Source organism: Variovorax sp. WDL1 (assembly GCF_001541225.1).
Taxonomy (GTDB): domain Bacteria; phylum Pseudomonadota; class Gammaproteobacteria; order Burkholderiales; family Burkholderiaceae_C; genus Variovorax.
In genome coordinates, this window is sequence record NZ_LMTS01000324.1 from 1 (window position 1) to 24,234 (window position 24,234).

Genomic DNA, 24,234 nt, shown 5'->3' on the forward strand with positions numbered 1-24,234 from the left:
CCGGCTCCTGCGTCCGCGCCTGCACCCGCACCCGCACCCGCAGCGGCACCGGCACCGGCACCCGCAGCGGCGCCTGCGCCCGAAGTCGCTTCGACGACCACCGAGAAAACGCCCGAAGCCGCGGCGATTTCCCAGGCACCGGCGCCCGCCATCGCGCCGCCTCCGGCCCCGCCGGTGCTCCGCACCGAAGTGCCGCTCTTCGCGGCGCTCCCTGCCCAGCTTCGGCAAGCCGATCTCGCAATGCTCGGCAATATGCACGGCCGCGTCGGCGACACCGGCCCGGATCGCAGCGCCTGGGCACGCGCGGTCTACACCGACCTCGACCTGCGCCAGGCCGGCAATGCTGCCCCGCACAGCCGGGGCCATGTCGGCGGCGTGCAGGTCGGCGCGGACCTCCTTGCCGGCGGCAACTGGCGCGTCGGCGCCTACGTCGGAGGGCTGGACGGAAGCGCGGACGTGAGCGGCAACGCGAACGGCGCCTTCGGCAGGGTCGGCAGCACGGACCTGCAGTCGCGCTATCTCGCCGGCTATGCAAACTGGCGCGACGCGACCAGCGGCTGGTACGTCGAGGCCGTGCTGCAAGCGGGCCACCACCGCTACAGCGTGCGGCCCGACGGCAGCCTGCCGGTGTCGGGCAAGGCGCGCAGCGTCTCCGCCTCGATCGAGACCGGCAAGTCCTTCGCGCTGTCCGAAAGCTGGAGCATCGAGCCACAGGTGCAGCTGATTCGCCAAAGAACGCGCGTCGACGACGTGTCGATCAACGGCGCGCTGGTCCGGCAACATGCCGATGGCGGCTGGATCGGCCGTCTGGGCGTGCGGATCAAGGGCGACATGCCCACCGGCGCGGGGCGGCTGCAGCCCTACGCTCGGTTCAACGTCTACCGCGCCAGCGCGGGCGCCGATGTGGTGGATTTCGTTGCCCCGGCTGCCGCCACCCGCGTTGCCAGCAGCGGCGGCTACACCGCGACCGAAGTGGCAGGCGGACTTTCGCTGGCGCTCACGCCGGGCACCACGGTGTACGGCGAGATCGGCCGCACCTTCAGCTCGGGCGGCGACACCCGGGTGAAGTCATCGGTGCAGGGCACGGTCGGCTTGCGCGTGACCTGGTAGCCGATGCCTCGGCGCGGATCGGGTCCGGCGGTGGCTCAGGGGTGCTCGGGTGGCAGGCCGCCGTCTTTCTGGCGCTCGCGGAACAGCGCGGCGCGCATCAGGAAGATGGTCGTGACGGGCGCACTGAGGGCGACGAAGAACGCGACCAGCGCCGCATGCAGGAAGAGATGCGCCCCTTGCACGGAGAAGTAGACGCTGGTGGCCAGCGTGATGCACCAGGTGCCCAGCGTGGCCCCCAGCGTTGGCGCGTGGATGCGCCGGAAGAAGGTGGGCAGCCGCACCAGCCCGAAGGAGCCGATGGCGGCAAAGGCGGCGCCGGCGACAGCGAACACCGCGGTCAGGATCTCTGCCCACAGCGGCAACGGGCCCGCGATGAAGTCGTTCATTCGATGACCTCGCCGCGCAGCAGGAACTTGGCCAGCGCTGTCGAGCCGACGAAGCCGAAGAGCGCAACCAGCATCGCGGCCTCGAAGTACACGCTGCTGGCGTAGACGATGCCGAGCACCAGCATCATCAGCATGCCGTTGATGTACAGGCAGTCCAGCGCCATGATGCGGTCCTGCGCGGCGGGGCCGATGAGCAGCCGCGCCAGCGCGCAGAGCATGGCCACGGCGAGCAGCAGCAGCGCCAGCTTGAGGGCCCAGAGGAGTATCGGGGTCATGATTCGAAGATCTCCATCAGTGGACGTTCGTAGCGGGTCTTGATCATGCCGATGAATGCCGCTTCGTCCTCCTCGTGGAAGAGGTGGATCAGGAGGGTCGAGCGGTCCAGCGCAATCTCGCCCCAGGCCGTGCCGGGCGTCAGGCAGAGGATCATGGCCAGCGTGGCGAGCGCGTTGGGGTCGCGCATTGCGAGCGGTACGCGCACGAAGCACGGCGACATCTCCCTGCTGCGCCGGGTGAGGAGCAGGCGGGCCACGGCGAACGCCGAAACCACCAGGTCGTAGCCCACCAGGCCTCCGAGCCGGAGCGCGAGCCAGGGCTTTCGCATCTTCACGCGCGCCGGCCGCAGGCTCTGCGTCAGCAGCGGGACCACAATCGCGAGCAAGGCCGCGAGCAGCAGCGTGGCCGCATCCAACGACTGGTTCAGCAGCAGCCAGACGACGAAGAGCGCCAGCGACAGCAGCGGCGAGGGCAGCCAGCGCTTGATCATGGTGCGGAGTCTCCCTTGGAGAGGGTCGGGCCGGGCCGCTGGCGCGCGCCGAATACGGCCTCGCGATAGGCGCCGGGGGAGCGCAGCCCCTGGGCGGTGGCGCTGGCGTGCTGCATCACCGGCTCGGCCATCAGCGTGAGGGCCAGGCAGGCGGCCAGCAGCGCCGCTACCGGCAGCACCTCGAGCGCACGCAGCGCAGGCAGGGTCTGGTGCGGCTGGGTCCAGAAATGGCGGATGCCGGTGCGGCTGAGCGCGATCAGCGTGAAAAAGCCGGAGGCGAGCAGCAGCGCGGTGAAGGTCCAGTGGGCCGGCGAGAGGCCACGCGTCTCGCCCACGAGGCTCGAGAGCATCGCGAACTTGCCGACGAAACCCGACAGCGGCGGCAGGCCCGCCAGCAGCAGCGTGCAGGCGAGGAAGCTGAGGCCGAGGAAGGCAATGCCGGCGGGAATGGCCCGGCCATAGAGTGCCTGCGCCTCATCGTCGAGGTTGACGTCTTCCACGTTGCGCAGATCCTCCGCGAGAAAAGGAGCGCCGCCGGGCGCCTCGTGCGGCGCGATGCTCAGGCCGGCGTTGCGCCAGCGCTCGATCATGTCGGTCAGGAGAAAGAAGGCGCTGACCGCCAGCGTGGAGCTCAGCAGGTAGTAGAGCGCGCCGGCCCACACGGACGGCTGGCCCAGCCCGATGGCCGCCAGCAGGGTGCCGGCGGACACCAGCACGCTGAAGCCCGCCAGGTTGGACAGGCGCTGCGTGCCGACGATGCCGAGCGCGCCGCAGAACAGCGTGGCCAGCCCGATTGCGACCAGCGCCCCCTGCCCGAACGTCGCCGAACTGCCGGTATCTGGCGCAAACAGCAGGCTCCAAAGCCTCAACAGCGTGTAGATGCCCAGCTTGGTAAGGAGCGCGAACACTGCGCCCACGGGCGACACTGCGGCGCTGTAGGCCGGCACCAGCCAGAAGTTGAGCGGCCATGCGCCGGCCTTGGCGAAGAAAGCGGTGGCGAGGATGGCTGCCGCCGCATGCACCAGCCCGCGATCGGCCGGCGCCAGCTGCGCGATGCGCACGCCCAGGTCGGCCATGTTCAGCGTGCCCGTCACCCCGTAGAGCAGGGCCGCGCCGACCAGGAACAGCGAGGAGGCCGCCAGGTTGATCGCTACGTAGTGCAGGCCGGCCTGCACGCGCAGCCGGCCGGAGCCGTGCAGCAGCAGACCGTAGGAGGCGGCCAGCATCACCTCGAAGAAGACGAAGAGGTTGAACAGGTCGCCGGTGAGGAAGGCGCCGTTGAGGCCCATGAGCTGCAGCTGCAGCAGTGGATGGAAATGCACGCCCGCGCGGTCCCAGCGCGAGGTGGAATAGATCGAGGCGCAGAAGGCGACCACGCCGGTGAGCGCGACCATCATGGTCGAGAGCCTGTCGGCCACCAGCACGATGCCGAAGGGCGCGCGCCAGTTGCCGGGCAGGTAGACCCCGACCGAGCCGGGGCCGTCCCCGGTGTCAGCGGCGTTGACCCAGCGCAGCAGGGCCAGCGCGGCCAGGAGGCCCAGCAGTCCGGAGACCACGCTCAGGAAGGACTTGGCGCGGCGGCGCTCCTCGCCCATCAGGAGCATCAGCGCGGCCGTGAGGAGCGGCAGCAGGATCGGCACCGCGACCAGGTGCGGCATGCCGAACTCGAGCAGGCGGTCGAGGAAGGAGACGAGGCCCGTCATTCCGCGAGCTCCGTCTTTTCTTCGCCGTCCACGTGGTCTGTGCCGCTGAGCCCGCGCGAGGCGAGCAGCACCACCAGGAACAGCGCCGTCATCGCGAAGCCGATCACGATGGCGGTGAGCACCAGCGCCTGCGGCATCGGGTCGGCTGTGTTGGCCAGGGTGGCGGCGAGGCCGGGGACCAGCACCGGCTCGCTGTCGACCTTGATGCGGCCCATGCTGAAGATGAAGAGGTTGACCGCGTAGGAGATCAGCGTGAGACCCATGATCACCTGGAAGGTGCGTGGCCGCAGCAGCAGGTAGACACCCGAGCCGGTGAGGACGCCGATGGCGATGGCGAGCACGGCTTCCATCAGGCGGCGCCCTTCGCTGCGAGCGCCGCGAGCGCTGCGCGCTCGGCTTCCTTCTCCGCTTGTTCCTCGGCCCAGCGGTGGCTGCGGATGGATTGGTGCGCGAGCGCCGTGAGGATCAGCATCGTCGCGCCGAGCACGAGCGCGAACACGCCGATGTCGAAGAACAGCGCGCTCGGCACGTGTACGTCGCCGAGCACCGGCAGGTGCAGGTGCGCGGTGTGCGTGGTGAGGAAGGGATAGCCGAAAAGCAGCGCGCCCGAGCCCGTTCCCAGGGCCAGCAGCAGGCCGGCGGCGATCCAGCGGCGCGGATAGATGCGCAGGTGCTCCTCCACCCATTCGGCGCCCGAGACGATGAACTGCAGCAGGAGCGCCACCGACATCACCAGCCCGGCGACGAAGCCGCCGCCCGGCTGGTTGTGGCCGCGCATGAAGAAGTAGACCGACACCAGCGCCGCGAGCGGCAGCAGGAAGCGAACCAGCACGGCCGGCACCATCAGGTAGCCGATGGCGGTGTCCGGGGCGCGGCGCGGGTTCAGCAGGTCGCTGCTGCCGTCGTCGGCTTGGGCCCGCTGCTGCATGGGCAGGGCCATGGATTCAGGCGCGGGGCGGAAGCGCCGCAGCAGCGCATAGACGGTCAGCGCGACGATGCCGAGCACCGTGATCTCGCCGAAGGTGTCGAAGCCGCGGAAGTCGACCAGCATCACGTTGACCACGTTGGTGCCGCCGCCTTCGGACAGCGCGCGCTCCAGGAAGAAGGGCGAGATGCTCTGCGGGAAGGGCCGCGTCATCATCGTCCAGGCGAGCGCCGCCATGCCGCCGCCCGCGGCGGACGCTACCAGCAGGTCGCGCCCGCGCCGGCCCCACGGCCGCAGGCGCGCGCGCATCGGCTGCGGCTTGGCGGTGCGCATCGGCAGCCAGCGCAGGCCGAGAAGGATCAGCACCATCGTAACGGTCTCGACCACCAGCTGCGTCAGCGCGAGGTCGGGCGCCGAGAACCAGATGTAGGTGGTGCAGCACACCAGGCCCGCGCCCGAGGCCAGCATCAGCGAGGTCAGGCGGTGGAACTTGGCCTGCCAGGCAGCCGCCAGCGCACAGGTGCAGCCGATCACCCAGGTCATCGCGAACATCGGCGAGAAGGGCAGCAGCTCGCGTGTGCCGCGGTTCGCCGGCGTGAGCCACAGCGAGGCGCCGGCCCCGGCCACCGCCACCACGACCAGCAGCAGCAATTGCATCTGCATGCGCCGCGTGCCCAGCACGCGCCGGCTGCGCCGGCCGGCCTCGCTCAGGCGGGCCATCAGGTTCTCGAAGATGCGCTGACCGTCGAAGCGGTGCAGCAGCGGGGTGCGTGCGAGCGCGCCATGCGCGCGGCCCCGCCGCTGCAGCAGATAGAGACCGGCACCGCCGACCAGCGCGACGGCGCTCATCGCGAGCGGCAGGTTGAAGCCATGCCACACCGCGAGGCTGTATTCGGGCAGCGTGCCGCCGACCACGGGCGTCGCGGCAGTGGCGAGGAAGGCGCCCACGGACCAGGCCGGGGCCACGCCCACCACCAGGCAGATCAGCACCAGCAACTCGGCCGGCACGCGCATCCAGTGCGGCGGCTCGTGGGGCTGCTTCGGCACCTCGGGGCCCGGCAGCGGGCCGAAGAAGACGTCGAACACGAAGCGGGCCGAGTAGGCCACGCTGAAGACGCCGGCCAGGGTGGCGATGACCGGCAGGCTTCGGTTGACCCAGGGCGTGGCCTGGATGAAGACGGTTTCGGCGAAGAACATTTCCTTCGAGAGGAAGCCGTTGAGCAGCGGCACGCCGGCCATCGAGGCACTGGCGATGATGGCCAGGGCGCCGGTGATCGGCATGAGCTTCAGCAGGCCGCTGAGCTTGCGGATGTCGCGCGTGCCGCTCTCGTGATCGATGATGCCCGCCGCCATGAAGAGCGAGGCCTTGAAGGTCGCGTGGTTCATCACGTGGAAGACGGCAGCGACTGCGGCGAGCGGGCTGTTGAGCCCGAGCAGCAGCGTGATGAGCCCGAGATGCGAGATGGTCGAGTAGGCGAGCAGCGCCTTGAGGTCGCGCTGGAACATGGCCACGTAGCCGCCCAGCAGCAGGGTGGCGGCGCCGGCGCCGCCCACCAGCCAGAACCAGGCTTCGGTGCCGGAGAGCACCGGCCACAGGCGCGCCATCAGGAAGACGCCGAGCTTCACCATCGTGGCCGAATGCAGGTAGGCCGACACGGGCGTGGGTGCCGCCATCGCGCGCGGCAGCCAGAAGTGGAAGGGGAATTGCGCGCTCTTGGTGAATGCGCCCAGCAGGACCAGCAGCAGCACCAGCGGGTAGAGCCGGCTGGCGCGGATCTGCTCGCCGGAGGCGAGCACCGCGTCGAGTTCGTAGCTGCCCACGATGCGGCCGAGCACCAGCACGCCGGCCAGCAGGCACAGGCCGCCCGCGCCGGTGACCGTGAGCGCCATGCTCGCGCCGCGTCGCGCATCGCGCCGGTGATGCCAGTAGCCGATCAGCAGGAAGGAGAACAGGCTGGTGAGCTCCCAGAACATCACCATCTGGATCAGGTTGCCCGAAAGCACCACGCCCACCATCGAGCCCATGAAGGCGAGGAAGAAGGAGAAGAAGCGCGGCACGGGATCGGAGGCCGACATGTAGTAGCGCGCGTAGAGCACCACCAGTGCGCCGATGCCGAGCACGAGCATGCAGAACAGCCAGGCGAAACCGTCCATGCGGAACACGAGATCGAGGCCGAGCGCGGGAATCCAGCGGATCTCTTCGCGGATCACGTCCCCGGCGGCGAGGCGAGGGAAGAGCCACGCCACATGCACCGCACAGCCCAGCGCGACCAGGCCTGCAAGTGTCGACTCCCGGTTGCGTGCGTTCGACGGCAGCAGGGCCGCGATCACACTGGCGATGAAGGGAAGTGCGACAAGGAGGGCAAGGGGCATCGCGTTCGATTCTATCGACCGCCTTCTGGCGCAAGCCCTGCGATCAGGCGCTGAACTGCTGCACCGTGCGGATGCCGAGCCAGGTGAGAAACAGGGACCCGCAGACATGCAGCGCCGCGGTGCCCAGCGCCAGGCCGAGGCGCTCGTTCATCAGCATCGCGACGACCTCGGCCGAGAAGCTGGAGAAGGTGGTGAGCCCGCCGAGGAAGCCGGTGATGAGCAGCAGGCGCCAGGCGGGATCGAGCTGCGGCATTGCCTGGAACACCGCGACCGCGATGCCGATCAGGTAGCCGCCGATCAGGTTGGATGCGAGCGTGCCGTAGGGCAGGGGGCCCGCGGAGGCGAGCCAGATGCCGAGGCCCCATCGGCACAGCGCGCCGATCGAGGCGCCCGTGCAGATGGCGAGGACGTGCAGGAACATGCGCGGAAGTATCGTCGCCTCAGGGCGCCATCTGTCGCGGCAACCAGGTCACGAGGTCAGGGGCGATGTAGATGAGCAGCACCGCCGCTGCCATCAGCATGAACATCGGCAGGGTCACGCGTGCGATGTAGAGGAGGTCCTTGCCCGTCATGCCTTGCAGCACGAAGAGGTTGAATCCCACCGGCGGCGTGATCTGCGCCATTTCCACGACCAGCACGACGAAGATGCCGAACCACAGCGGGTCGATGCCTGCGGCCACTACCGTCGGCATGACCACGCCCATGGTCAGCACGACCATCGAGATCCCGTCGAGGAAGCAGCCGAGCACGATGTAGAAAAGGGCCAGCATCACCACGAGCTGGAACTTCGACAGCCCGAGCGTCCCGATCCATTCCGCGAGGTGGCGCGGCAGGCCGATGTAGCCCATGGCGAGCGTGAGGAAGGCGGCTCCGGCAAGGATCAGCGCCATCATGCAGTACAGCCGCGTGGCGCCCAGCAGCGAGTCCTTGAAGGTCTGCCAGGTGAGGGAACCCTGCGTCGCAGAGATGACCAGCGCCCCGACCACCCCAACTGCAGCAGCCTCGGTGGCGGTTGCGATTCCTGCGTAGATCGAGCCCAGCACGGCGAGGATCAGCACCGCGACCGGGATCAGGGTCAGCGATGCGCGCAGCTTCTGCACGAAACTCATTGGGGGATCCGGCGGCGGCACGCGTTGCGGGTTCAGCAGCGCCCACGCCGCGATATAGCCCGAGAAGAGCACGGCCAGCAGGATGCCCGGCACCACGCCTGCGATGAAGAGCTTGGCGATCGACACGTCTGCGCTGACGCCGTAGACGATCATGATGATCGAGGGCGGGATGAGCAGACCCAGGGTCCCGGCGCCGGCCAGTGTGCCGATCACCATGTCGTCCGGGTAGCCCCGCTGCTTGAGTTCCGGCAGCGTCATCTTGCCGATGGTCGCGCAGGTGGCGGCGCTCGAACCGGAGACGGCGGCGAACACGGCACAGCCCGCCACATTGGTGTGCAGCAGCCGACCTGGCAGCCGCTGCATCCACGGCGCCAGACCCCTGAACATGTCTTGCGACAAACGGGTGCGGAAGAGCACCTCGCCCATCCAGAGGAACAGGGGCAGGGCGGTGAGCGTCCAGCCGGAGGCCGAGCCCCAGATGGTCACTGCCATCGCGTCGCCCGCGGGGCGGGCAGAAAACAGCTGCATGCCGATCCATGCGACGCCCGAAAGGGTGAGGCCGATCCAGACGCCGCTGCCGAGAATGAGGAAAAGGGTGGCAATCAGCAACCCGGCGACGGCGATGTCACTCATGGCGAACGGCCTCGGCGGTCTCGGCTTCCATCGGCCTGCCGCGCCATTCGATCAGGAACTCGTCGACCGCGGCAATGGCGAAGACCAGTGCGCCGGCGGCCATGCTCAGCTGCGGCAGCCACAGCGGTGTCGCGTCGTTGCCGGTCGAGATGTCGTTGTAGGCATGCGATTGCCACGCAAGCCGTACGCTGTAGAAGGCGAAGAGCGCTGCCAGCAGCGCCGCAGCTCCTGTTGCCCAGCGCTCCAGCCAACGCCGCGGTCCGCCGTGCAGCCTGCCGAGAACCAGCGTGACGCGGATGTGCTCGCCGCGCTTGAGCGTATGGGCCAGCGCCAGGAAGCCGGCGCCTGCCATCATGTAGCCGGCGTAGGCATCGAGCCCCGCGATGTTGAAGTGCAGCTGGCGACCGACGATGGACAGCAGCACCGCCACCAGCAGACCGATCATGAAAAGCGCCGCCAGGGCGGCGGCGCTGTCGTAGACGAAATCGAGCGTCTTGCGCATCCGGGTCACGGGGGGCTACATCTTCTTGTAGGCGTCGACCACCGCCTGGCCTTCGGGGCCTGCCTTTTCCAGCCATTCCTTGATCATGGTGTCGCCGACCTTCTTCATGTCGGTCTTGAGCTGCGCCGATGGCGGATGAATCGTCATGCCGTTCTTCTTGAGCAGGTCCAGGTACTCGACGTTCTTCTTCTTCGAGATTTCCCAGCCGCGCTTCTCGGCCTCGGCACCGGCCTTCAGCAGTCCGTCCTGGGTGGGCTTGTCGAGCGCGTCGAAGGCTTTCTTGTTCACCAGGACCGCATTCTTGGGAAGCCAGGCCTGGGTGTCATAGAAGTTCTTGATGTACTCGTAGGTCTTGGTGTCGTAGCCGGTGGAACCGGAGGACATGTAGGACTCGATCACGCCTGTGGCCATGGCCTGCGACAGCTCGGCCTGCTGGACCGTGACCGGCTGGGCGCCGACCAGTTCGCCGATGCGCGCCGTAGCAGGGCTGTAGGCGCGCCACTTCACGCCCTTGAGGTCCGCGGCGGATGCGATCTCTTTCTTCACGAAGATGCCCTGCGGCGGCCAGGCAACCGCGTAGAGCAGCATCATCCCTTGCTCGGCCAGCTTTTTTTCGAGCGCCGGCTTCTGGGCTTGGTAGAGCTTCCAGGCGGCGTCGTAGCTGTCGGCCAGGAAGGGAATGCCGTCGGTGCCGAAGATCTGCCATTCGTTCTGGTAGTTGACGAGCAGGATCTCGCCCATCTGTGCCTGTCCGCCCTGCACGGCACGCTTGATCTCCGGCGCCTTGAACAGGGCGGCGTTCGAATGAACGGTGATCTTGAGCTTGCCGCCGGTCGCCTTGTCGACGTCGCTCGCGAACTGGGTGATGTTCTCGGTATGGAAGTTGGCGGCCGGATAGGCGGTGGGAAGGTCCCACTTGGTTTGCGCGAAGGCTGCCGCGCCAAGGGCGAGGCTGGCGAGGGCGATGCCGAACTTGTGAATCATGGGCTCTCCAGAACGTACGGATGGGAAAAGGCGTCGAGCAGCATACGTGCAAATATCGGGCCATCGCGTGGGGCTTTCCCCTGAGGGTTTCGTCTGACGCGTACCGGAGGCGCTCGCAAGAAAGCCGCCCGAGGGCGGCTTTCGGTTGGCGATGCGGCGTGGGGCCGCATGCGGGTTTCTCAGGGCTTCGGCTCGGCTTTCTTTGCCGTGCCCTCGGCCTTCTCCTTCTTGGACTCGGCCTTCGCGACCTTGGTCGCCGGCGCCGTGCCGCCGAAGCTCTGGCCGTTGACCGTCAGCCCCTCGGCCGACAGCTTGGCGGCCGCCTTTTCCTTGACGCCCTTGACCCGGCTCATGAGGTCGGGCCAGTCCTTGAAGTCTCCACCCTTCTTCCGCTCGTCGATGATGCGCTTGGAGAGCGAAGGACCTACGCCCCTGACGGCATCGAGTTCGGCGTCGCCCGCCTTGTTGACATCGACAGCCGCCCACGATGCAGCGGCAAACAGCATGGCCATGATGGCCAGAATCTTCTTCAACATTCTTGAAATTTCCCTGTCAACGTTGTGAAAGAGACGCTCCTCGCGTCCCGTCGCATGCGGATTGCATGCGGCGTGGATTTGAACGAGAAGATCGCGAACGGTGTGAAGGTTGCGACAATTTGAGGGATTTCAGAGCTCTTCCACGCGCCGAGGCGGATAGCTGTCCCAGGCCTGGCAGCCCGGGCAATGCCAGAAATGCTGGTGCGCCTCGAAGCCGCAGGCGGCGCAGCGGTAGCGCATCAGCGGCCGAGTGGCCTGGTCGAGAGCCCGCTGCACGGGCTGGCGGTACTGCTCGTGCGCGAAGCGCTCGCCGGCCAGCCAGCGCGCGGCCGCCACCAGCGAGGGTTGATGGCTCAGGTGGGCGATGTAGCCGTCGCGCGGCTCCGGTGGCGTTGTGGATTGCGCCCCGATATCGTCGGGCAGCACCGGGGTGCCGCCGAGCGCCATGATGGCTTCGAGTACGTCGATGGAAGGCGACTCCGCATAGCGGCGCTGCAGCATGAGGAGTGCCTCGCCACCGCGCTGCGATGCGACTGCGGCCTGCTGGAGCATCGTGGCGTAGAGCGGCAGCGCCAGCGGCGCGGTCTCGCACAGGGCGGCGAGTGTGCTGTAGGCGCCGGCAGAATCGCCGTTGCGCAGCTGCAGCGCGGCGGTGTCGATGGCCGGGCGCGGCGCCTGTGGCGCCAGCGCGACCGCCTGTTCCAGCAACTGGGCCGCCCCCTGGGCATCCCCGGCAGCCACCTGCTCGGCGGCCTGCTCGCAGAGGTGATGCGCACGGCGCACGCTGTAGCTGGCCTGTTCGGCCTCGTCGAGCTTGTGCGCAACGGCGGCGGCCTGTGTCCATTCGCGGGAGCGCTCGTAGATGGCAAGCAGTGCCAGCCGGGCCTCGTTCTCGTAGCGTGTGCCTTCGAGCTTCTGCAGTGCGGCCTCGGCACGGTCAAGCAGCCCCGCGCGCAGGAAGTCCTGCGCCAGCGCGTGCTGCGCGCGGTCGCGATCGGCTCGGCTCAGGTCGCCCCGGCCCAGCAGATGCTCGTGCACGCGCACGGCGCGCTGGTATTCGCCGCGGCGGCGGAACAGGTTGCCTAGCGCGAAGTGCAGCTCCTGCGTGTCGGGGTCGTTCTGCACGGCCTCGATGAAGGCATCGATGGCCTGGTCCTGCTGCTCGTTGAGCAGGAAGTTGAGGCCGCGGAAATAGGCCTTGGGCGCCTGGCGATTCTCGATGCGCAGTTGCCGAAGGTCGAAGCGCGAGGCGAGCCAACCCAGGATGAATGCGAGTGGCAGGCCAAGCAGCAGCCAGCTGAAGTCAAAGTCCATGTTGGCGTACGGCGGGCAGGTCAGTCGTGGCCGTTGGCGTCGTGGGCGCGCCGCCTGCCGTGTCAGCAGCACCGGGGAGCTGGGCGGCTGCGCTGCGGTGCTTCCACCAGCCCGGCAGCATGCCGAGTGCGCCCACCACCAGGCCGCCGGCAAAGGCGGCGAGCACCACCAGCACCAGCGGGGCGCGCCAGGAGGTGCCGAAGAAGAAGTAAACGGTGGCGTCGTGCTGGTTGTTCAGCGCGAAAGCGAAGAGGGTAAAAAAAATGGCTGCCTTGAGCAGCCACAGGAGATATTTCATGCGCGTCCCCGTTGGCGGGGGAATTCTATGCTTCAGCCTTCGCGCCGACGCTGCTCGGCATCCAGCTCCGCGGTGCGCGCATCGACCGCTTCGCGCAGGGCCTTGCCCGGCTTGAAGTGCGGCACGCGCTTCTCGGGGATCTGCACGCTTTCGCCCGAACGCGGATTGCGTCCGATGCGTGGCGGACGCCGGTTTACCGTGAAGCTGCCGAAGCCGCGGATCTCGATGCGGTGCCCGCGCACCAGCGCGTCGCTCATTGCGTCAAGAATGGTCTTGACGGCGTATTCGGCGTCGCGGTGCGTGAGTTGCGCGAAGCGGGCCGCCAATTCCTCAACAAGGTCTGAACGAGTCATGTAACAGGCGAAAACACGGCAAGGGCTTTGCCCTTGCCGTGTCCTTCTGTTCTTATTTTTCGTTGTTGCTGTCGAGCTTGGCACGCAGTAGGGCGCCCAGGCTGGTCGTGCCCGCGTTCTCGCGTGCCGACTGCTGGCTGAGGTTGGCCATCGCGCCTTGCTCGTCGGCCAGGTCCTTCTGCTTGATCGACAGCTGGATGTTGCGGGTCTTGCGATCCACATTGACCACCACCGCCGTGACCTCGTCGCCTTCCTTGAGCACATTGCGGGCATCTTCCACGCGGTCGCGGGAGATCTCGCTGGCTCGCAGGTAGCCGATGATGTCGTCGCCCAGGTCGATCTCGGCGCCGCGCGGGTCGACGGTCTTGACCTTGCCGGTCACGATCTGGCCCTTGTCGTTCACCGTGGTGAAGGTGGTGAAGGGGTCGCTGTCGAGCTGCTTGATGCCGAGGCTGATGCGCTCGCGGTCGACATCGACGGCCAGCACGATCGCTTCGACTTCCTGGCCCTTCTTGTAGTTGCGCACGGCGGTTTCGCCGGGCTCGTTCCACGAGAGGTCGGACAGGTGCACCAGGCCATCGATGCCGGCAGCCAGGCCAACGAACACGCCGAAGTCGGTGATCGACTTGATCGGACCCTTGACGCGGTCGCCGCGCTTGGTGTTCTGCGCGAACTCCTGCCACGGATTGGCCTTGCACTGCTTCATGCCCAGGCTGATGCGGCGCTTGTCTTCGTCGATCTCCAGGACCATGACCTCGACTTCGTCGCCCAGAGAGACGATCTTGTTGGGGGCGATGTTCTTGTTGGTCCAGTCCATCTCGGAGACGTGCACCAGGCCCTCGATGCCGGGCTCGAGCTCGACGAAGGCGCCGTAGTCGGCGATGTTGGTGACCTTGCCGAACAGGCGAGTGCCCTGCGGGTAGCGACGCGAGACGCCCATCCATGGGTCGTCGCCCATCTGCTTGAGGCCCAGCGAGACGCGGTTCTTCTCGGTGTCGAACTTGAGGATCTTGGCCGTGATTTCCTGGCCGGCCTGCACCACCTCGCTCGGATGGCGGACGCGGCGCCAGGCCATGTCGGTGATGTGCAGCAGGCCGTCGATGCCGCCGAGGTCGACGAACGCACCGTACTCGGTGATGTTCTTGACCACACCGCGCACGACTGCGCCTTCCTTGAGGGTCTCCATCAGCTTGGCGCGCTCTTCGCCCATGCTGGCCTCGACCACGGCGCGGCGCGAGAGCACCACGTTGTTGCGCTTGCGGTCGAGCTTGATGACCTTGAATTCAAGGGTCTTGTTTTCGTACGGGGTCAGGTCCTTGATCGGACGGGTGTCGATCAGCGAGCCCGGCAGGAAGGCACGGATGCCGTTGACCAGGACGGTCAGGCCGCCCTTGACCTTGCCGCTCGTCGTGCCGGTGACGAAGTCGCCGGATTCGAGCGCCTTCTCGAGCGCCAGCCACGAGGCCAGACGCTTGGCGGTGTCGCGCGACAGGATGGTGTCGCCGTAGCCGTTCTCGACGCTGCCGATGGCCACGGAGACGAAATCGCCGGCCTGGACTTCGAGTTCGCCCTTGTCGTTCTTGAACTCCTCGATCGGCACGTAGGCTTCGGACTTGAGGCCGGCGTTGACCACGACGTGGTTGTGCTCGACGCGCACGACTTCGGCGGTGATGACCTCGCCGCTGCGCATTTCGGAACGCTTCAGGGATTCTTCGAACAGGTCGGCAAAAGATTCAGACATGTGTCATTTCCTTCCGTCACGCAGGGTTTTCAGCCGCAAATGCAAGATCGCGGGGCGGCTGGCTGGGTCTGGAGACGGCGGTTGTGGGCTTGGTGCCCGGGTTGAGTTGGACAACCAGCAGGCCGGTGCGCTGTCGCGCGGCGGGGACCTGCTGGACCGAAACACCTCTCAAGAAGACTTGAAAGGCTGTACTTCCTGCCACAGGACAAGCACTCGCTCGACCGATTGCTCGACCGAGAGCGCGGAGTTGTCCAGGAGGCGGGCATCAGGCGCCGGCTTCAAAGGGGCGACGCTGCGGGAAGAGTCCCGAAGGTCGCGCGCTTCCAGATCGGCGCGAAGACCGTCGAGTGTAGTCGAAATACCTTTTGAAACCAATTGCTTAAAGCGTCGCTCCGCTCGCTGGGCGGCACTGGCGGTCAGGTAGACCTTGAGGGCGGCATCGGGAAAGACGACCGTGCCCATGTCCCGGCCGTCGGCCACCAGGCCGGGCAGGCGGCGGAAGCTCTTCTGCAGCGCCAGCAATGCCTGCCGCACGGCCGGCAGCGCGGAGACGCGGGAGGCGTCCATGCCGGCCGCCTCGGTTCGGATGGCATCGCTGACGTCCTCGCCGGCCAGCAGCACCTTGCCGTCGGCGAAGCGCAGGGGCAAGGTGCGCGCGAGTTCTGCGATCCGTGCTTCGTGGGTCGCGTCCGCCTCCAGGCCGCTGCGGCGCATCGCGAGGCCCGTCACGCGGTAGAGCGTGCCCGAATCGAGATAGTGGTAGCCCAGCTGGTACGCCACGGCCACGGCCAGCGTCCCCTTGCCCGAGGCGGTGGGGCCGTCGATGCAGATCACCGGGACTTCGGCTGCCTCGGCCACCGAGAACAGGGTCTCGAAGTAGTCGGGGAAGGTCTTGGCGACGCAATGCGGCTCGAGGATGCGCACGGGCAGGCCGGACGGGTTGAAGGCCGCCAGCGAGAAGCACATCGCCACCCGGTGGTCGTCGTAGGTGCGGATACTTGCGGCACGCCAGTCGGCCGCGCGGAGAGGGTGCACGCGCAGGAAGTCGGGGCCGTCCTCGACGACGGCGCCCAGCTTGCGCAGTTCCCGGGCCATGGCGTCGATGCGGTCGGTCTCCTTGACGCGCCAGCTTGCGATGTTGCGCAGCAGGCAGGGGCCGTCGGCGTATAGCGCCATGACGGCCAGGGTCATCGCGGCGTCGGGGATGTGATTGGCGTCGAGCTCGATTGCCTTGAGCGGCCAGGCTCCGCGCGAGATCGCCAGCCAGTTGGGGCCGCTGTCGATCCGGGCGCCCATCTGCCGCGCCGCCTCGACGAAGCGGATGTCGCCCTGGATGGAGTCCGCGCCGACACCCTCGATGCGGATGCCTTCACCCTTGGCGATCGCGCCGAGCGCAATGAAGTAGCTGGCCGAGGAGGCATCGGCTTCGACGTGGATGTCTCCGGGCGAGCGGTAGCGGCTGCCCGCGGGGATCACGAAGCGTTCCCAGCCTTCGCGCCGGACCTCGATGCCGAAGCGCGACAGCAGGTTGAGCGTAATCTCGATGTAGGGCTTCGAGATCAGTTCGCCGATGACCTCGATGGTGATGTCGCGCCCCGCGGCCAGCGGCAGCGCCAGCAGCAGGGCGGTCAGGAACTGGCTGGAGACATCGCCTCGCACCCGGATCGGCGCAGCGAGCTGGAGCGTGTCGAGTGGCGCCGGATGGATGGCCAAGGGCGGATAGCCGGGGTTGCCGAGGTAGTCGATGCGGCAGCCGAGTTGCGCCAGCGCATCGACCAGGTCGCCGATGGGACGCTCGTGCATGCGCGGCACGCCGGACAGCTCGAACTCGCCCCCGAGCAGCGACAGCGCCGCCGTCAGCGGCCGCATCGCAGTCCCGGCATTGCCCAGGAAGAGCTTGGCGCGGGGGGTGCGCAGCCGGCCGTCGAGACCCTCGATGCGCAGCGCGGCGCCCGCGCGATCGATGCGGCAGCCGAGCGCAGCGAGGGCATCGAGCATCACCCGCGTGTCGTCCGAGTCCAGCAGGTCATGCACGGTGGTCGTGCCCCTGGCGAGCGCCGCCAGCAGCAGTACCCGGTTGGAAATGCTCTTGGAACCCGGGAGGCGCACGGTGCCGCCGGCACCCGCGAGTGGTGGAAGGTCGAGGAACGGCGTGGAGAACATGGTCAGTCGGGCGACATGCCGGCGCCCGGCTGCCATCGTGCGCGGGCGGCGCTCGCTGCGGCGATGGCGTCCTCGAGCGCCTGCGAATCGCCTGCCCGCATCAGGGCTTCGAGTTGCGAGAGGGACGCGAGAAAGGCTTGCGACTGCTGCAGTACCTGCTCGCGATTGGCCAGCAGGACATCGCGCCACAGGGCCGGGTCGCCGGCTGCGATGCGCGTGAAGTCGCGAAAGCCCGGGCCGGCCAGCTCGAGGAAGCGCTGCCCCTCGGACTGCGCCGTGATTGCGTTGGTGAAGGCGAAGGCGAGCAGGTGGGGGAGGTGGCTGACGGCCGCGAAGGCCCTGTCGTGCGCCTCCGGCGTCATGGTCAAGACCTTGGCACCGATCCCGGACCAGACCTGTGTTGCACGCTGCACGTTGGAACGCAGCGTGGCCTTGACGGGCGTCAGGACAACCTGACGTCCGGCGTAGAGACTCGCATCGGCATGCTCGACGCCGGCGACCTCCTTGCCGGCGATCGGATGCGCCGGAACGAAGCTGGCGAACTGATCATGCAGCCCGCGTCGCGCGGCCTCGATCACGTCGCCCTTGGTCGAGCCCACATCCATCACGAGTATCTGCTCGGTGATGCCGTGGCGAATCGCCTTGAAGGTGGCTTCGGAGGCGCCCACCGGCACTGCGATCAGCACCAGGTCGGCACCGGACACCGCGAGCAATGCGGAGGGCGCCGCGACGTCGATCACGCCCAGCTGCCGGGCGCGCTCGGTGGTCGATGGCGATTTGCTGTAGCCGACCACGCGCTTCACCAGCTTGGCGCGCTTCAATGCCAGCGCGAAGGATCCGCCCATCAGGCCGCAGCCGATCAAGCCGAGCTGTTCGAACATGGCGGCGACCTCAGGCGGTGACGGGGTAGGCCCCGATAACCTTGTAGAACGCGCAGAGCTTGCGCAGTTCGGCGAGGGCGGCGGCCACGTTGGGCTGCGAAGGATGGCCGTCGAGGTCGATGTAGAAGTAGTACTCCCACTGGCCAGTGCGCGCGGGGCGCGACTCGAAGCGCGTCATTGAAACATCGTTGAGCTTCAGGGGGACAAGCAGGTCGTGCACGGCGCCCGGCCGGTTTGGCACGGAGACCACCAGGCTGGTGCAGTCCTTACTCGAGGCTGGCGGCATGGCCAGGGTCTGCGGCAGGCAGATGACGGCGAAGCGGGTGCGGTTGTAGGAGTCGTCCTGGATCGCATGCGAGACGATGTGCAACCCGAAGCGCGTGGCGGCTCGCTCGCTGGCCAGGCCCGCCCAGGCCGGGTTGCCGGCTGCAAGCCGGGCGCCCTCGGCATTGCTGGAGACGGCGCGCCGCTCCGCATGCGGCAGATGCTTGGACAGCCAGGTCTGGCACTGCGCAAGCGCCTGCGGATGGGCCAGGACCGCCTCGATGCCATCCAGCGAATTGACCGTGCGCAGCAGGTGGTGACGCACCAGCAGGCTGACCTCGCCGACCACGTGCGTCGGGGAGTGCAGGAACAGGTCGAGCGAGCGCGTGACCACTCCTTCGGTGGTGTTCTCGACCCCGACCACGCCGTATTGCGCGCTGCCAGCCGCCGTGGCGTGGAAGACCTCATCGAAGCTCGCGCAGTAGATCAGGTCGGCGGCGCCGCCGAAGTACTCGATGGCGGCTTGCTCGCAGAAGGTGCCCTCGGGTCCGAGCACGGCGACGCGCTGCGGGGACTCGAGCGCCAGGCAGGCCGACATGATCTCGCGCCAGATGGCGGCCACGTGCAGCGCCTTGAGCGGGCCCTGGTTGCTCTGCTGCATCTTCTCGATCACCTGCGCGACGCGGTCGGGTCGGAAGTAGGGCGTGCCTTCGCGCTTCTTGACCTCACCCACCTGCTCGGCCACGTGGGCGCGGCGGTTGAGGAGGTCGAGCAGTTGCCGGTCGAGCGAATCGATCTGCACCCGCAGATCGGCAAGGCTGGCGGAAGGGTCGGAGGCGGGGGGCTGGGGCGTGGAGGCGGTCATCGGTCAGGTCGCACGCGTCTCAATCTACGCGTGCGACTGCTCGAATTCTCGCATGTAGCCCACCAGTGCTTGCACGCCCTCGAGCGGCATCGCGTTGTAGATGCTGGCCCGCATGCCGCCGACCGACTTGTGGCCCTTGAGTTGCAGCAGGCCGGCCTCGCGCGCGCCAGCCAGGAAAGCCTCGTTGCGGCTCTCGTCCTTGAGGAAGAAGGGGACGTTCATGCGCGAGCGGCAATCGGCGGCGACCCGATTCTCGTAGAACGGCGATGCGTCGATGAAGTCGTAGAGCAGCCGCGCCTTGGCGATGTTGCGTTTCTCCATCGCCGCGACGCCGGTCAGCCCGCCCTCGGTCTGCTGCCGCAGCCATTGGAAGGTGAGTCCAGCAACGTAGATGGCCCAGGTCGGCGGGGTGTTGTACATGGACTTGTTGTCCGCGACGATCCGGTAGTTGAACGCGCTGGGGCAGATCTCGAGCGCATGACCCAGCAGGTCCTCGCGCACGATCACCAGCGTCAGGCCAGCCGGGCCGAGATTCTTCTGAGCGCCGCCGAAAGCCAGGCCGACGCGGTTCCAGTCGACAGGGCGTGAAGCCACGTGTGAAGAGAAGTCGATGACCAGCGGGGACTTGCTTCCCAGCGCGGCCAGATCGGGCAACTCCTGGAATTCAACGCCGTGAATGGTCTCGTTCGAGCAGAGGTGCACGTAGGAGGCATCGCCTGAGAGCTGCCAGCTCGCAGCCGCGGGCAGCCATGTGTGCTGGCCGTCGGCGTTCGAGGCCGCAATGCGCGACTGGCAATAGCGCTGCGCTTCCTTCTGCGACTTGGCGCTCCAACTGCCGGTGATCACGAAGTCGACGTTTCCGCCGCGCGACAGGTTCATGGGGACGATGGCGTTCTCGCCAAGGCCGCCGCCTTGCATGAAGAGGACGTGGAAGTACTCGGGCACCGCGAGCAGCGCGCGCAGGTCGGCTTCGGCCTGGGCGCAGATCGCGCCGAACTCCTTGCCGCGATGGCTCATCTCCATCACACCCATGCCGCTGCCGTGCCAGTCCAGCATCTCGGCGGCGGCGCGTTGCAGCACCGCCTCCGGCATCGCGGCCGGACCGGCGGAGAAGTTGTAGGGGCGTTGACCGGCGCTTGGCGTCACTTCTTGGCGGGCGCCTTGGGCGCTGACTTGGCCGGCGGAGCGCCTTCCGTCGGGGCCCCCAGAGCCTTGGCGACATTGGCGTCGAGTGTGCGCATTTTCGGCTCGATGCTGGAGCGGGTTTCGGCCACCAGCTTTTCCGTCAGCGCGGTCTGCATCTTGGGATTGAGTTCCTGGTACTTCTTGCTCAGGGGCGAGTTGATCCAGGCCAGCAGCTGACGCAATTCTTCCTCGCTGAAGTTGTCGCGCAGGATCGGGCCGAGTGCATCGGGTGCGAGCGCCACGGCCTTGTCGCGCACGATGGGGTAGGCCTCATCGAAGTACTTCTTGAGCTCGGCGTCGGCAGCCTTGGCGGCGGCCTCGCGCTTCTCTGCGGGGACCTGCGTCTGCAGGTATTGCGAGCCGGCCTGCGCGATGGGCGCGCTCGACTGCTCGACCAGTCCGCGCGCGAGTGCCTCGATGCCGGGGCGCTGCAGGTCGAGGAACTGCTTGACCATTGCCGGCTTGTCCTGGGCCATGGCCATGGAGCTGCCGGCGAGCGCGACCGCGAGGAGCGCGAACTTGAATTTTTTCACTGAGGGTTCTCCGTTGAAGATGTTGAAGTGGCGTCGTCGGCGCCGTTCTCGTTGTCGCTTTCCGCATTCGCGTCGTTCTCGACGATGCGCTGCAAGCCGCTGAGCTTGGCGCCTTCGTCGAGCCCGATCAGCGTGACGCCTTGCGTCGCGCGGCCGAGTTCGCGGATTTCGGAGACTCGGGTGCGCACGAGCACGCCCTTGTCTGTGATGAGCATGATCTCGTCGTCGGCGTGCACGAGGGTGGCAGCCACGACCTTCCCGTTGCGCTCACTTTGTTGAATGGCAATCATGCCTTTGGTTCCGCGGCCGTGACGCGTGTACTCGGTAATGCTTGTGCGTTTTCCGTAACCATTTTCGGTGGCTGTGAGCACGCTCTGCTCCTCGTCCTCGGCCACCAGCATGGCGATCACGCCCTGGCCGTCCTCCAGCGTCATGCCGCGCACGCCGCGGGCATTGCGGCCCATGGGACGCACGTCGTTCTCGTCGAAACGCACGGCCTTGCCGCCGTCGGAGAACAGCATCACGTCGTGCGCACCGTCAGTCAGCGCGGCGCCGATGAGGTAGTCGCCCGGGTCCAGGTCGACCGCGATGATGCCGGCCTTGCGCGGATTGCTGAACTCGTCGAGCGCGGTCTTCTTGACCGTGCCCATGGAGGTGGCCATGAAGACGTACTGGTTGGCCGGGAAGGTGCGCTTCTCGCCCGTGAGCGGCAGTACGACGTTGATCTTCTCGCCTTCCTGCAGCGGGAACATGTTGACGATCGGCCGCCCGCGCGAGCCGCGCGAGCCCGCCGGAGCCTCCCACACCTTGAGCCAGTAGAGCCGACCACGGTTGGAGAAGCAAAGGATGTAGTCGTGCGTGTTGGCGATGAAGAGCTGGTCGATCCAGTCATCTTCCTTGGTGGCCGTAGCCTGCTTGCCGCGTCCGCCGCGCTTCTGCGCTCGGTACTCGCCCAGTGGCTGGCTCTTGATATAGCCGGCGTGGGAGAGGGTGACAACCATGTCGGTAGGCGTGATCAGATCCTCGGTGGACAGATCGAAGGCGCTGTGCTCGACCTGGCTTCGACGCGCGCCCAGCTTGCTCTGGCCGAACTCCTGCTTGAGGGTGGCGAGCTCGTCGCCGATGATGGTCGAGACGCGCTCCGGCTTGGCCAGGATGTCCAGCAGATCGTCGATCTCGGCCATCACTTCCTTGTACTCGGCCACGATCTTGTCCTGCTCCAGGCCGGTCAGGCGCTGCAGACGCATCTGCAGGATCTCCTGGGCCTGCGTGTCCGAAAGACGGTAGAGGCCGTCCGAGCTCATGCCGTAGTCGCGCTCCAGCCCGTCCGGACGATAGTCGTCGGCATTGACGATGCCGCCGTCGGCACGCGCCCGGGTGAGCATCTCGCGCACCAGCTTGCTGTCCCAGCGGCGCGTCATCAGCTCTGCCTTGGCGACTGGCGGCGTTGGCGCGTTGCGAATGATGGCGATGAACTCGTCGATATTGGCCAGCGCGACCGCCAGGCCTTCGAGCACGTGGCCGCGCTCGCGCGCCTTGCGCAGGTTGAAGACCGTGCGGCGAGTCACGACTTCGCGCCGGTGCTGCAGGAAAACCTGGATCAGGTCCTTCAGGTTGCACAGCTTCGGCTGACCATCCACCAGCGCAACCATGTTGATGCCAAAGGTGTCCTGCAGCTGAGTCTGCTTGTAGAGGTTGTTCAGCACGACCTCGGGCACCTCGCCGCGCTTCAGTTCGATCACCAGCCGCATGCCCGACTTGTCGGATTCGTCCTGGATATGGCTGATGCCCTCGATCTTCTTCTCGTGCACCAGCTCGGCCATGCGCTCCTGCAGCGTCTTCTTGTTGACCTGGTAGGGCAGTTCGTCGACGATGATCGCCTGCCGCTGGCCCCGGTCGATGTCCTCGAAGTGGCACCTTGCGCGCATCACCACCTTGCCGCGACCCGTACGGTAGCCGTCCTTGATGCCGTTGACGCCGTAGATGATCCCGGCCGTGGGGAAATCGGGTGCCGGGATGATCTCCATCAGGTCGTCGATGCTGGCGTCCGGGTGGCGCAGAAGGTGCAGGCAGCCGTCGACGACTTCATTCAGGTTGTGAGGAGGAATGTTGGTCGCCATCCCGACGGCAATGCCACCTGAACCATTGACCAGCAAATTCGGCAGCTTGCTTGGCAATACCAGCGGTTCTTTCTCACTGCCATCGTAATTCGGCCCGAAATCGACTGTTTCCTTGTCGATGTCGGCCAGCATTTCATGCGCAATCTTCGCCAGCCGAATTTCCGTGTAGCGCATCGCTGCCGCGTTATCGCCGTCGACTGATCCGAAATTGCCCTGACCATCGACCAGCATGTGGCGCATCGAGAAGTCCTGGGCCAGCCGCACGATGGTGTCGTAGACCGACTGGTCGCCGTGCGGGTGGTACTTGCCGATGACGTCGCCGACGATACGCGCCGACTTCTTGTATGGCCGGTTCCAATCGTTGTTCAGCTCGTGCATCGCATACAGCACGCGCCGATGCACTGGCTTGAGGCCATCGCGAGCATCCGGTAGGGCGCGTCCCACGATCACGCTCATGGCGTAATCGAGATAGCTGCGGCGCATTTCCTCTTCGAGGCTGATGGGCAAAGTTTCTTTGGCGAACGAGGTCATGGGCAGCGGGCTGACGGCAAGGAACCGGAAATTTTACGCCGTGCAGGGTGTCGCACTGCCGCAACACAAGGCCGGGAATCCGCCTCCGTCCTACGGTTCAGGGGCGCCTGCCGGGCGGTTTGCCAAAGATCCCATGGCACAATCGCCTCAACGTTTTGGGTGGTGGTCACTTAAAGCGTCCTTGATTCGCAGCGCGGCTGCGGCTTTTTCCCCAAGAGGAGAACCATGAAGAAACTGAATAAAGTGGCGATGATGTTTGCAGTCGCTGCGCTCGCCACTGCCGCCGGCGCGCAGACCCGTGTCACCGCCGCGAACGGTGGGCCCGTGATCGACAACTGGCAGAACGGCACTGGCGAATTGGTCTGGAAGAACGGCACGAACGAACTCTGCTGGCGCGATGCGAACTGGACGCCTGCAACCGCTGCCGCTGGCTGCGACGGCGCCCTGGTTCCGCCGCCGCCTCCCGCTGCCGTGACCCCGGCCGCTCCGGTGCCCGCTCCTCGGCCCGCTCCTCCGGCTGTTGCCGCTTCGAAGGTCACCTTCGCTGCCGATGCCTTCTTCGATTTTGACAAGTCCGTGCTCAAGCCCGAAGGCCGCGCCAAGCTGGACGACCTGGTCTCGAAGATCCGTGACGTGAACCTCGAGGTGATCATTGCCGTCGGTCATACCGACTCGATCGGTACCGATGCCTACAACCAGCGCCTGTCTGTCCGTCGCGCTGAAGCCGTGAAGGCCTACTTGGTCTCGAAGGGCATCGAACGCAACCGCGTCTATACCGAAGGCAAGGGCGAGAAGCAGCCTGTGGCCGACAACCGCACCCGCGAAGGCCGCGCCAAGAATCGCCGCGTGGAAATCGAAGTGGTTGGTACCCGCGCCAACCGCTGATTCGCAAGAATCTTCAAAGCAAACCCCGCCTCGGCGGGGTTTTTTAATGGCAAATGCATTGCGGATTCGCCGAG

The 24,234-nt window shown here is 66.9% G+C and carries 23 protein-coding genes; 2 read left to right on the top strand and 21 right to left on the bottom strand.

Annotation, left to right across the window (positions count from 1 at the left end; genetic code table 11):
* A partial coding sequence (locus APY03_RS36325; protein WP_157103517.1) for an autotransporter domain-containing protein occupies positions 1 to 1,110 on the top strand: 1,110 nt, incomplete at its 5' end.
* 35 nt (positions 1,111 to 1,145) lie between these two features.
* On the opposite strand, the gene mnhG is transcribed toward APY03_RS36325, so the two are convergent.
* The 21 genes from mnhG to gyrA all read right to left on the bottom strand — a co-directional run bounded on the left by mnhG (position 1,146) and on the right by gyrA (position 23,275).
* Positions 1,146 to 1,496, bottom strand: coding sequence for a monovalent cation/H(+) antiporter subunit G (gene mnhG / locus APY03_RS36330; RefSeq protein ID WP_068685118.1), 351 nt, complete (start codon positions 1,494 to 1,496; stop codon positions 1,146 to 1,148).
* Positions 1,493 to 1,771 carry a K+/H+ antiporter subunit F gene (locus APY03_RS36335; protein ID WP_068685120.1) on the bottom strand — a complete coding sequence of 93 codons (279 nt, stop codon included), beginning with the start codon at positions 1,769 to 1,771 and terminating at the stop codon, positions 1,493 to 1,495. The genes mnhG and APY03_RS36335 overlap by 4 nt, the downstream gene beginning before the upstream one ends.
* Positions 1,768 to 2,259 carry a Na+/H+ antiporter subunit E gene (locus tag APY03_RS36340; RefSeq protein ID WP_083944841.1) on the bottom strand — a complete coding sequence of 164 codons (492 nt, stop codon included), beginning with the start codon at positions 2,257 to 2,259 and terminating at the stop codon, positions 1,768 to 1,770. Before APY03_RS36340 ends, APY03_RS36335 begins: the two co-directional genes overlap by 4 nt.
* Positions 2,259 to 3,965, bottom strand: coding sequence for a monovalent cation/H+ antiporter subunit D (locus APY03_RS36345; RefSeq protein WP_068685124.1), 1,707 nt, complete (start codon positions 3,963 to 3,965; stop codon positions 2,259 to 2,261). The genes APY03_RS36340 and APY03_RS36345 overlap by 1 nt, the downstream gene beginning before the upstream one ends.
* Positions 3,962 to 4,315, bottom strand: a complete 354-nt coding sequence (locus tag APY03_RS36350) for a Na+/H+ antiporter subunit C (RefSeq protein WP_068685126.1) — start codon at positions 4,313 to 4,315, stop codon at positions 3,962 to 3,964. The genes APY03_RS36345 and APY03_RS36350 overlap by 4 nt, the downstream gene beginning before the upstream one ends.
* Positions 4,315 to 7,263 (bottom strand): monovalent cation/H+ antiporter subunit A, encoded by a 2,949-nt coding sequence (locus APY03_RS36355; RefSeq protein WP_068685128.1) that lies wholly within the window; start codon positions 7,261 to 7,263, stop codon positions 4,315 to 4,317. Before APY03_RS36355 ends, APY03_RS36350 begins: the two co-directional genes overlap by 1 nt.
* A 43-nt stretch (positions 7,264 to 7,306) precedes the next feature.
* The gene (gene crcB, locus APY03_RS36360) at positions 7,307 to 7,684 is read right to left on the bottom strand and encodes a fluoride efflux transporter CrcB (protein WP_068685130.1); all 378 of its coding nucleotides are present in this window, start codon (positions 7,682 to 7,684) and stop codon (positions 7,307 to 7,309) included.
* A gap of 19 nt (positions 7,685 to 7,703) precedes the next feature.
* Positions 7,704 to 9,005: a TRAP transporter large permease gene (locus APY03_RS36365; RefSeq protein ID WP_068685132.1), complete on the bottom strand. Its 1,302-nt coding sequence runs from the start codon at positions 9,003 to 9,005 to the stop codon at positions 7,704 to 7,706.
* The gene (locus APY03_RS36370; RefSeq protein WP_068685134.1) at positions 8,998 to 9,507 is read right to left on the bottom strand and encodes a TRAP transporter small permease; all 510 of its coding nucleotides are present in this window, start codon (positions 9,505 to 9,507) and stop codon (positions 8,998 to 9,000) included. The genes APY03_RS36365 and APY03_RS36370 overlap by 8 nt, the downstream gene beginning before the upstream one ends.
* A 15-nt stretch (positions 9,508 to 9,522) precedes the next feature.
* Positions 9,523 to 10,491: a TRAP transporter substrate-binding protein gene (locus tag APY03_RS36375; RefSeq protein WP_068685136.1), complete on the bottom strand. Its 969-nt coding sequence runs from the start codon at positions 10,489 to 10,491 to the stop codon at positions 9,523 to 9,525.
* A gap of 179 nt (positions 10,492 to 10,670) precedes the next feature.
* Positions 10,671 to 11,027 carry a ComEA family DNA-binding protein gene (locus tag APY03_RS36380; RefSeq protein WP_068685137.1) on the bottom strand — a complete coding sequence of 119 codons (357 nt, stop codon included), beginning with the start codon at positions 11,025 to 11,027 and terminating at the stop codon, positions 10,671 to 10,673.
* Positions 11,028 to 11,156: 129 nt separating this feature from the next.
* Positions 11,157 to 12,341 (bottom strand): lipopolysaccharide assembly protein LapB, encoded by a 1,185-nt coding sequence (gene lapB, locus APY03_RS36385; RefSeq protein WP_068685139.1) that lies wholly within the window; start codon positions 12,339 to 12,341, stop codon positions 11,157 to 11,159.
* On the bottom strand, positions 12,331 to 12,639 hold the full coding sequence (locus APY03_RS36390) for a LapA family protein (RefSeq protein ID WP_068685141.1): 309 nt from the start codon (positions 12,637 to 12,639) through the stop codon (positions 12,331 to 12,333). The genes lapB and APY03_RS36390 overlap by 11 nt, the downstream gene beginning before the upstream one ends.
* A gap of 32 nt (positions 12,640 to 12,671) precedes the next feature.
* Complete coding sequence (locus tag APY03_RS36395) at positions 12,672 to 12,992, bottom strand: integration host factor subunit beta (RefSeq protein WP_068685143.1); 321 nt, start codon at positions 12,990 to 12,992, stop codon at positions 12,672 to 12,674.
* A gap of 52 nt (positions 12,993 to 13,044) precedes the next feature.
* Positions 13,045 to 14,733 carry a 30S ribosomal protein S1 gene (rpsA, locus tag APY03_RS36400; RefSeq protein WP_068685144.1) on the bottom strand — a complete coding sequence of 563 codons (1,689 nt, stop codon included), beginning with the start codon at positions 14,731 to 14,733 and terminating at the stop codon, positions 13,045 to 13,047.
* Positions 14,734 to 14,901: 168 nt separating this feature from the next.
* Positions 14,902 to 16,896, bottom strand: coding sequence for a bifunctional 3-phosphoshikimate 1-carboxyvinyltransferase/cytidylate kinase (locus tag APY03_RS36405; RefSeq protein ID WP_068685146.1), 1,995 nt, complete (start codon positions 16,894 to 16,896; stop codon positions 14,902 to 14,904).
* A gap of 2 nt (positions 16,897 to 16,898) precedes the next feature.
* Positions 16,899 to 17,777 carry a prephenate dehydrogenase gene (locus APY03_RS36410; protein ID WP_068685149.1) on the bottom strand — a complete coding sequence of 293 codons (879 nt, stop codon included), beginning with the start codon at positions 17,775 to 17,777 and terminating at the stop codon, positions 16,899 to 16,901.
* A 10-nt stretch (positions 17,778 to 17,787) separates the two neighbouring features.
* The gene (gene pheA, locus APY03_RS36415; RefSeq protein ID WP_068685151.1) at positions 17,788 to 18,906 is read right to left on the bottom strand and encodes a prephenate dehydratase; all 1,119 of its coding nucleotides are present in this window, start codon (positions 18,904 to 18,906) and stop codon (positions 17,788 to 17,790) included.
* A gap of 24 nt (positions 18,907 to 18,930) precedes the next feature.
* Positions 18,931 to 19,998: a 3-phosphoserine/phosphohydroxythreonine transaminase gene (serC, locus tag APY03_RS36420; protein ID WP_068685330.1), complete on the bottom strand. Its 1,068-nt coding sequence runs from the start codon at positions 19,996 to 19,998 to the stop codon at positions 18,931 to 18,933.
* Between the two features lie 50 nt (positions 19,999 to 20,048).
* Positions 20,049 to 20,624 (bottom strand): DUF2059 domain-containing protein, encoded by a 576-nt coding sequence (locus APY03_RS36425; RefSeq protein WP_068685153.1) that lies wholly within the window; start codon positions 20,622 to 20,624, stop codon positions 20,049 to 20,051.
* Positions 20,621 to 23,275, bottom strand: a complete 2,655-nt coding sequence (gene gyrA, locus APY03_RS36430) for a DNA gyrase subunit A (RefSeq protein ID WP_068685154.1) — start codon at positions 23,273 to 23,275, stop codon at positions 20,621 to 20,623. The genes APY03_RS36425 and gyrA overlap by 4 nt, the downstream gene beginning before the upstream one ends.
* Before the next feature lie 225 nt (positions 23,276 to 23,500).
* On the opposite strand from gyrA, the gene ompA reads away from it, so the two are divergent.
* Positions 23,501 to 24,160: an outer membrane protein OmpA gene (ompA, locus tag APY03_RS36435; RefSeq protein WP_068685156.1), complete on the top strand. Its 660-nt coding sequence runs from the start codon at positions 23,501 to 23,503 to the stop codon at positions 24,158 to 24,160.
* Positions 24,161 to 24,234 lie beyond the last annotated feature (74 nt).

Excerpts from the sequence above, each read along its gene's own strand:
- APY03_RS36345 (WP_068685124.1), bottom strand. The coding sequence starts at position 3,965 with ATGACGGGCCTCGTCTCCTTCCTCGACCGCCTGCTCGAGTTCGGCATG.
- gyrA (WP_068685154.1), bottom strand. The coding sequence starts at position 23,275 with ATGACCTCGTTCGCCAAAGAAACTTTGCCCATCAGCCTCGAAGAGGAA.
- mnhG (WP_068685118.1), bottom strand. The coding sequence starts at position 1,496 with ATGAACGACTTCATCGCGGGCCCGTTGCCGCTGTGGGCAGAGATCCTG.
- APY03_RS36410 (WP_068685149.1), bottom strand. The coding sequence starts at position 17,777 with ATGTTCGAACAGCTCGGCTTGATCGGCTGCGGCCTGATGGGCGGATCC.
- APY03_RS36355 (WP_068685128.1), bottom strand. The coding sequence starts at position 7,263 with ATGCCCCTTGCCCTCCTTGTCGCACTTCCCTTCATCGCCAGTGTGATC.
- APY03_RS36380 (WP_068685137.1), bottom strand. The coding sequence starts at position 11,027 with ATGTTGAAGAAGATTCTGGCCATCATGGCCATGCTGTTTGCCGCTGCA.
- serC (WP_068685330.1), bottom strand. The coding sequence starts at position 19,998 with ATGCCGGAGGCGGTGCTGCAACGCGCCGCCGCCGAGATGCTGGACTGG.
- crcB (WP_068685130.1), bottom strand. The coding sequence starts at position 7,684 with ATGTTCCTGCACGTCCTCGCCATCTGCACGGGCGCCTCGATCGGCGCG.
- APY03_RS36390 (WP_068685141.1), bottom strand. The coding sequence starts at position 12,639 with ATGAAATATCTCCTGTGGCTGCTCAAGGCAGCCATTTTTTTTACCCTC.
- APY03_RS36375 (WP_068685136.1), bottom strand. The coding sequence starts at position 10,491 with ATGATTCACAAGTTCGGCATCGCCCTCGCCAGCCTCGCCCTTGGCGCG.
- APY03_RS36405 (WP_068685146.1), bottom strand. The coding sequence starts at position 16,896 with ATGTTCTCCACGCCGTTCCTCGACCTTCCACCACTCGCGGGTGCCGGC.
- APY03_RS36365 (WP_068685132.1), bottom strand. The coding sequence starts at position 9,005 with ATGAGTGACATCGCCGTCGCCGGGTTGCTGATTGCCACCCTTTTCCTC.
- APY03_RS36335 (WP_068685120.1), bottom strand. The coding sequence starts at position 1,771 with ATGACCCCGATACTCCTCTGGGCCCTCAAGCTGGCGCTGCTGCTGCTC.
- APY03_RS36350 (WP_068685126.1), bottom strand. The coding sequence starts at position 4,315 with ATGGAAGCCGTGCTCGCCATCGCCATCGGCGTCCTCACCGGCTCGGGT.
- APY03_RS36395 (WP_068685143.1), bottom strand. The coding sequence starts at position 12,992 with ATGACTCGTTCAGACCTTGTTGAGGAATTGGCGGCCCGCTTCGCGCAA.
- lapB (WP_068685139.1), bottom strand. The coding sequence starts at position 12,341 with ATGGACTTTGACTTCAGCTGGCTGCTGCTTGGCCTGCCACTCGCATTC.
- pheA (WP_068685151.1), bottom strand. The coding sequence starts at position 18,906 with ATGACCGCCTCCACGCCCCAGCCCCCCGCCTCCGACCCTTCCGCCAGC.
- APY03_RS36370 (WP_068685134.1), bottom strand. The coding sequence starts at position 9,507 with ATGCGCAAGACGCTCGATTTCGTCTACGACAGCGCCGCCGCCCTGGCG.
- ompA (WP_068685156.1), top strand. The coding sequence starts at position 23,501 with ATGAAGAAACTGAATAAAGTGGCGATGATGTTTGCAGTCGCTGCGCTC.
- rpsA (WP_068685144.1), bottom strand. The coding sequence starts at position 14,733 with ATGTCTGAATCTTTTGCCGACCTGTTCGAAGAATCCCTGAAGCGTTCC.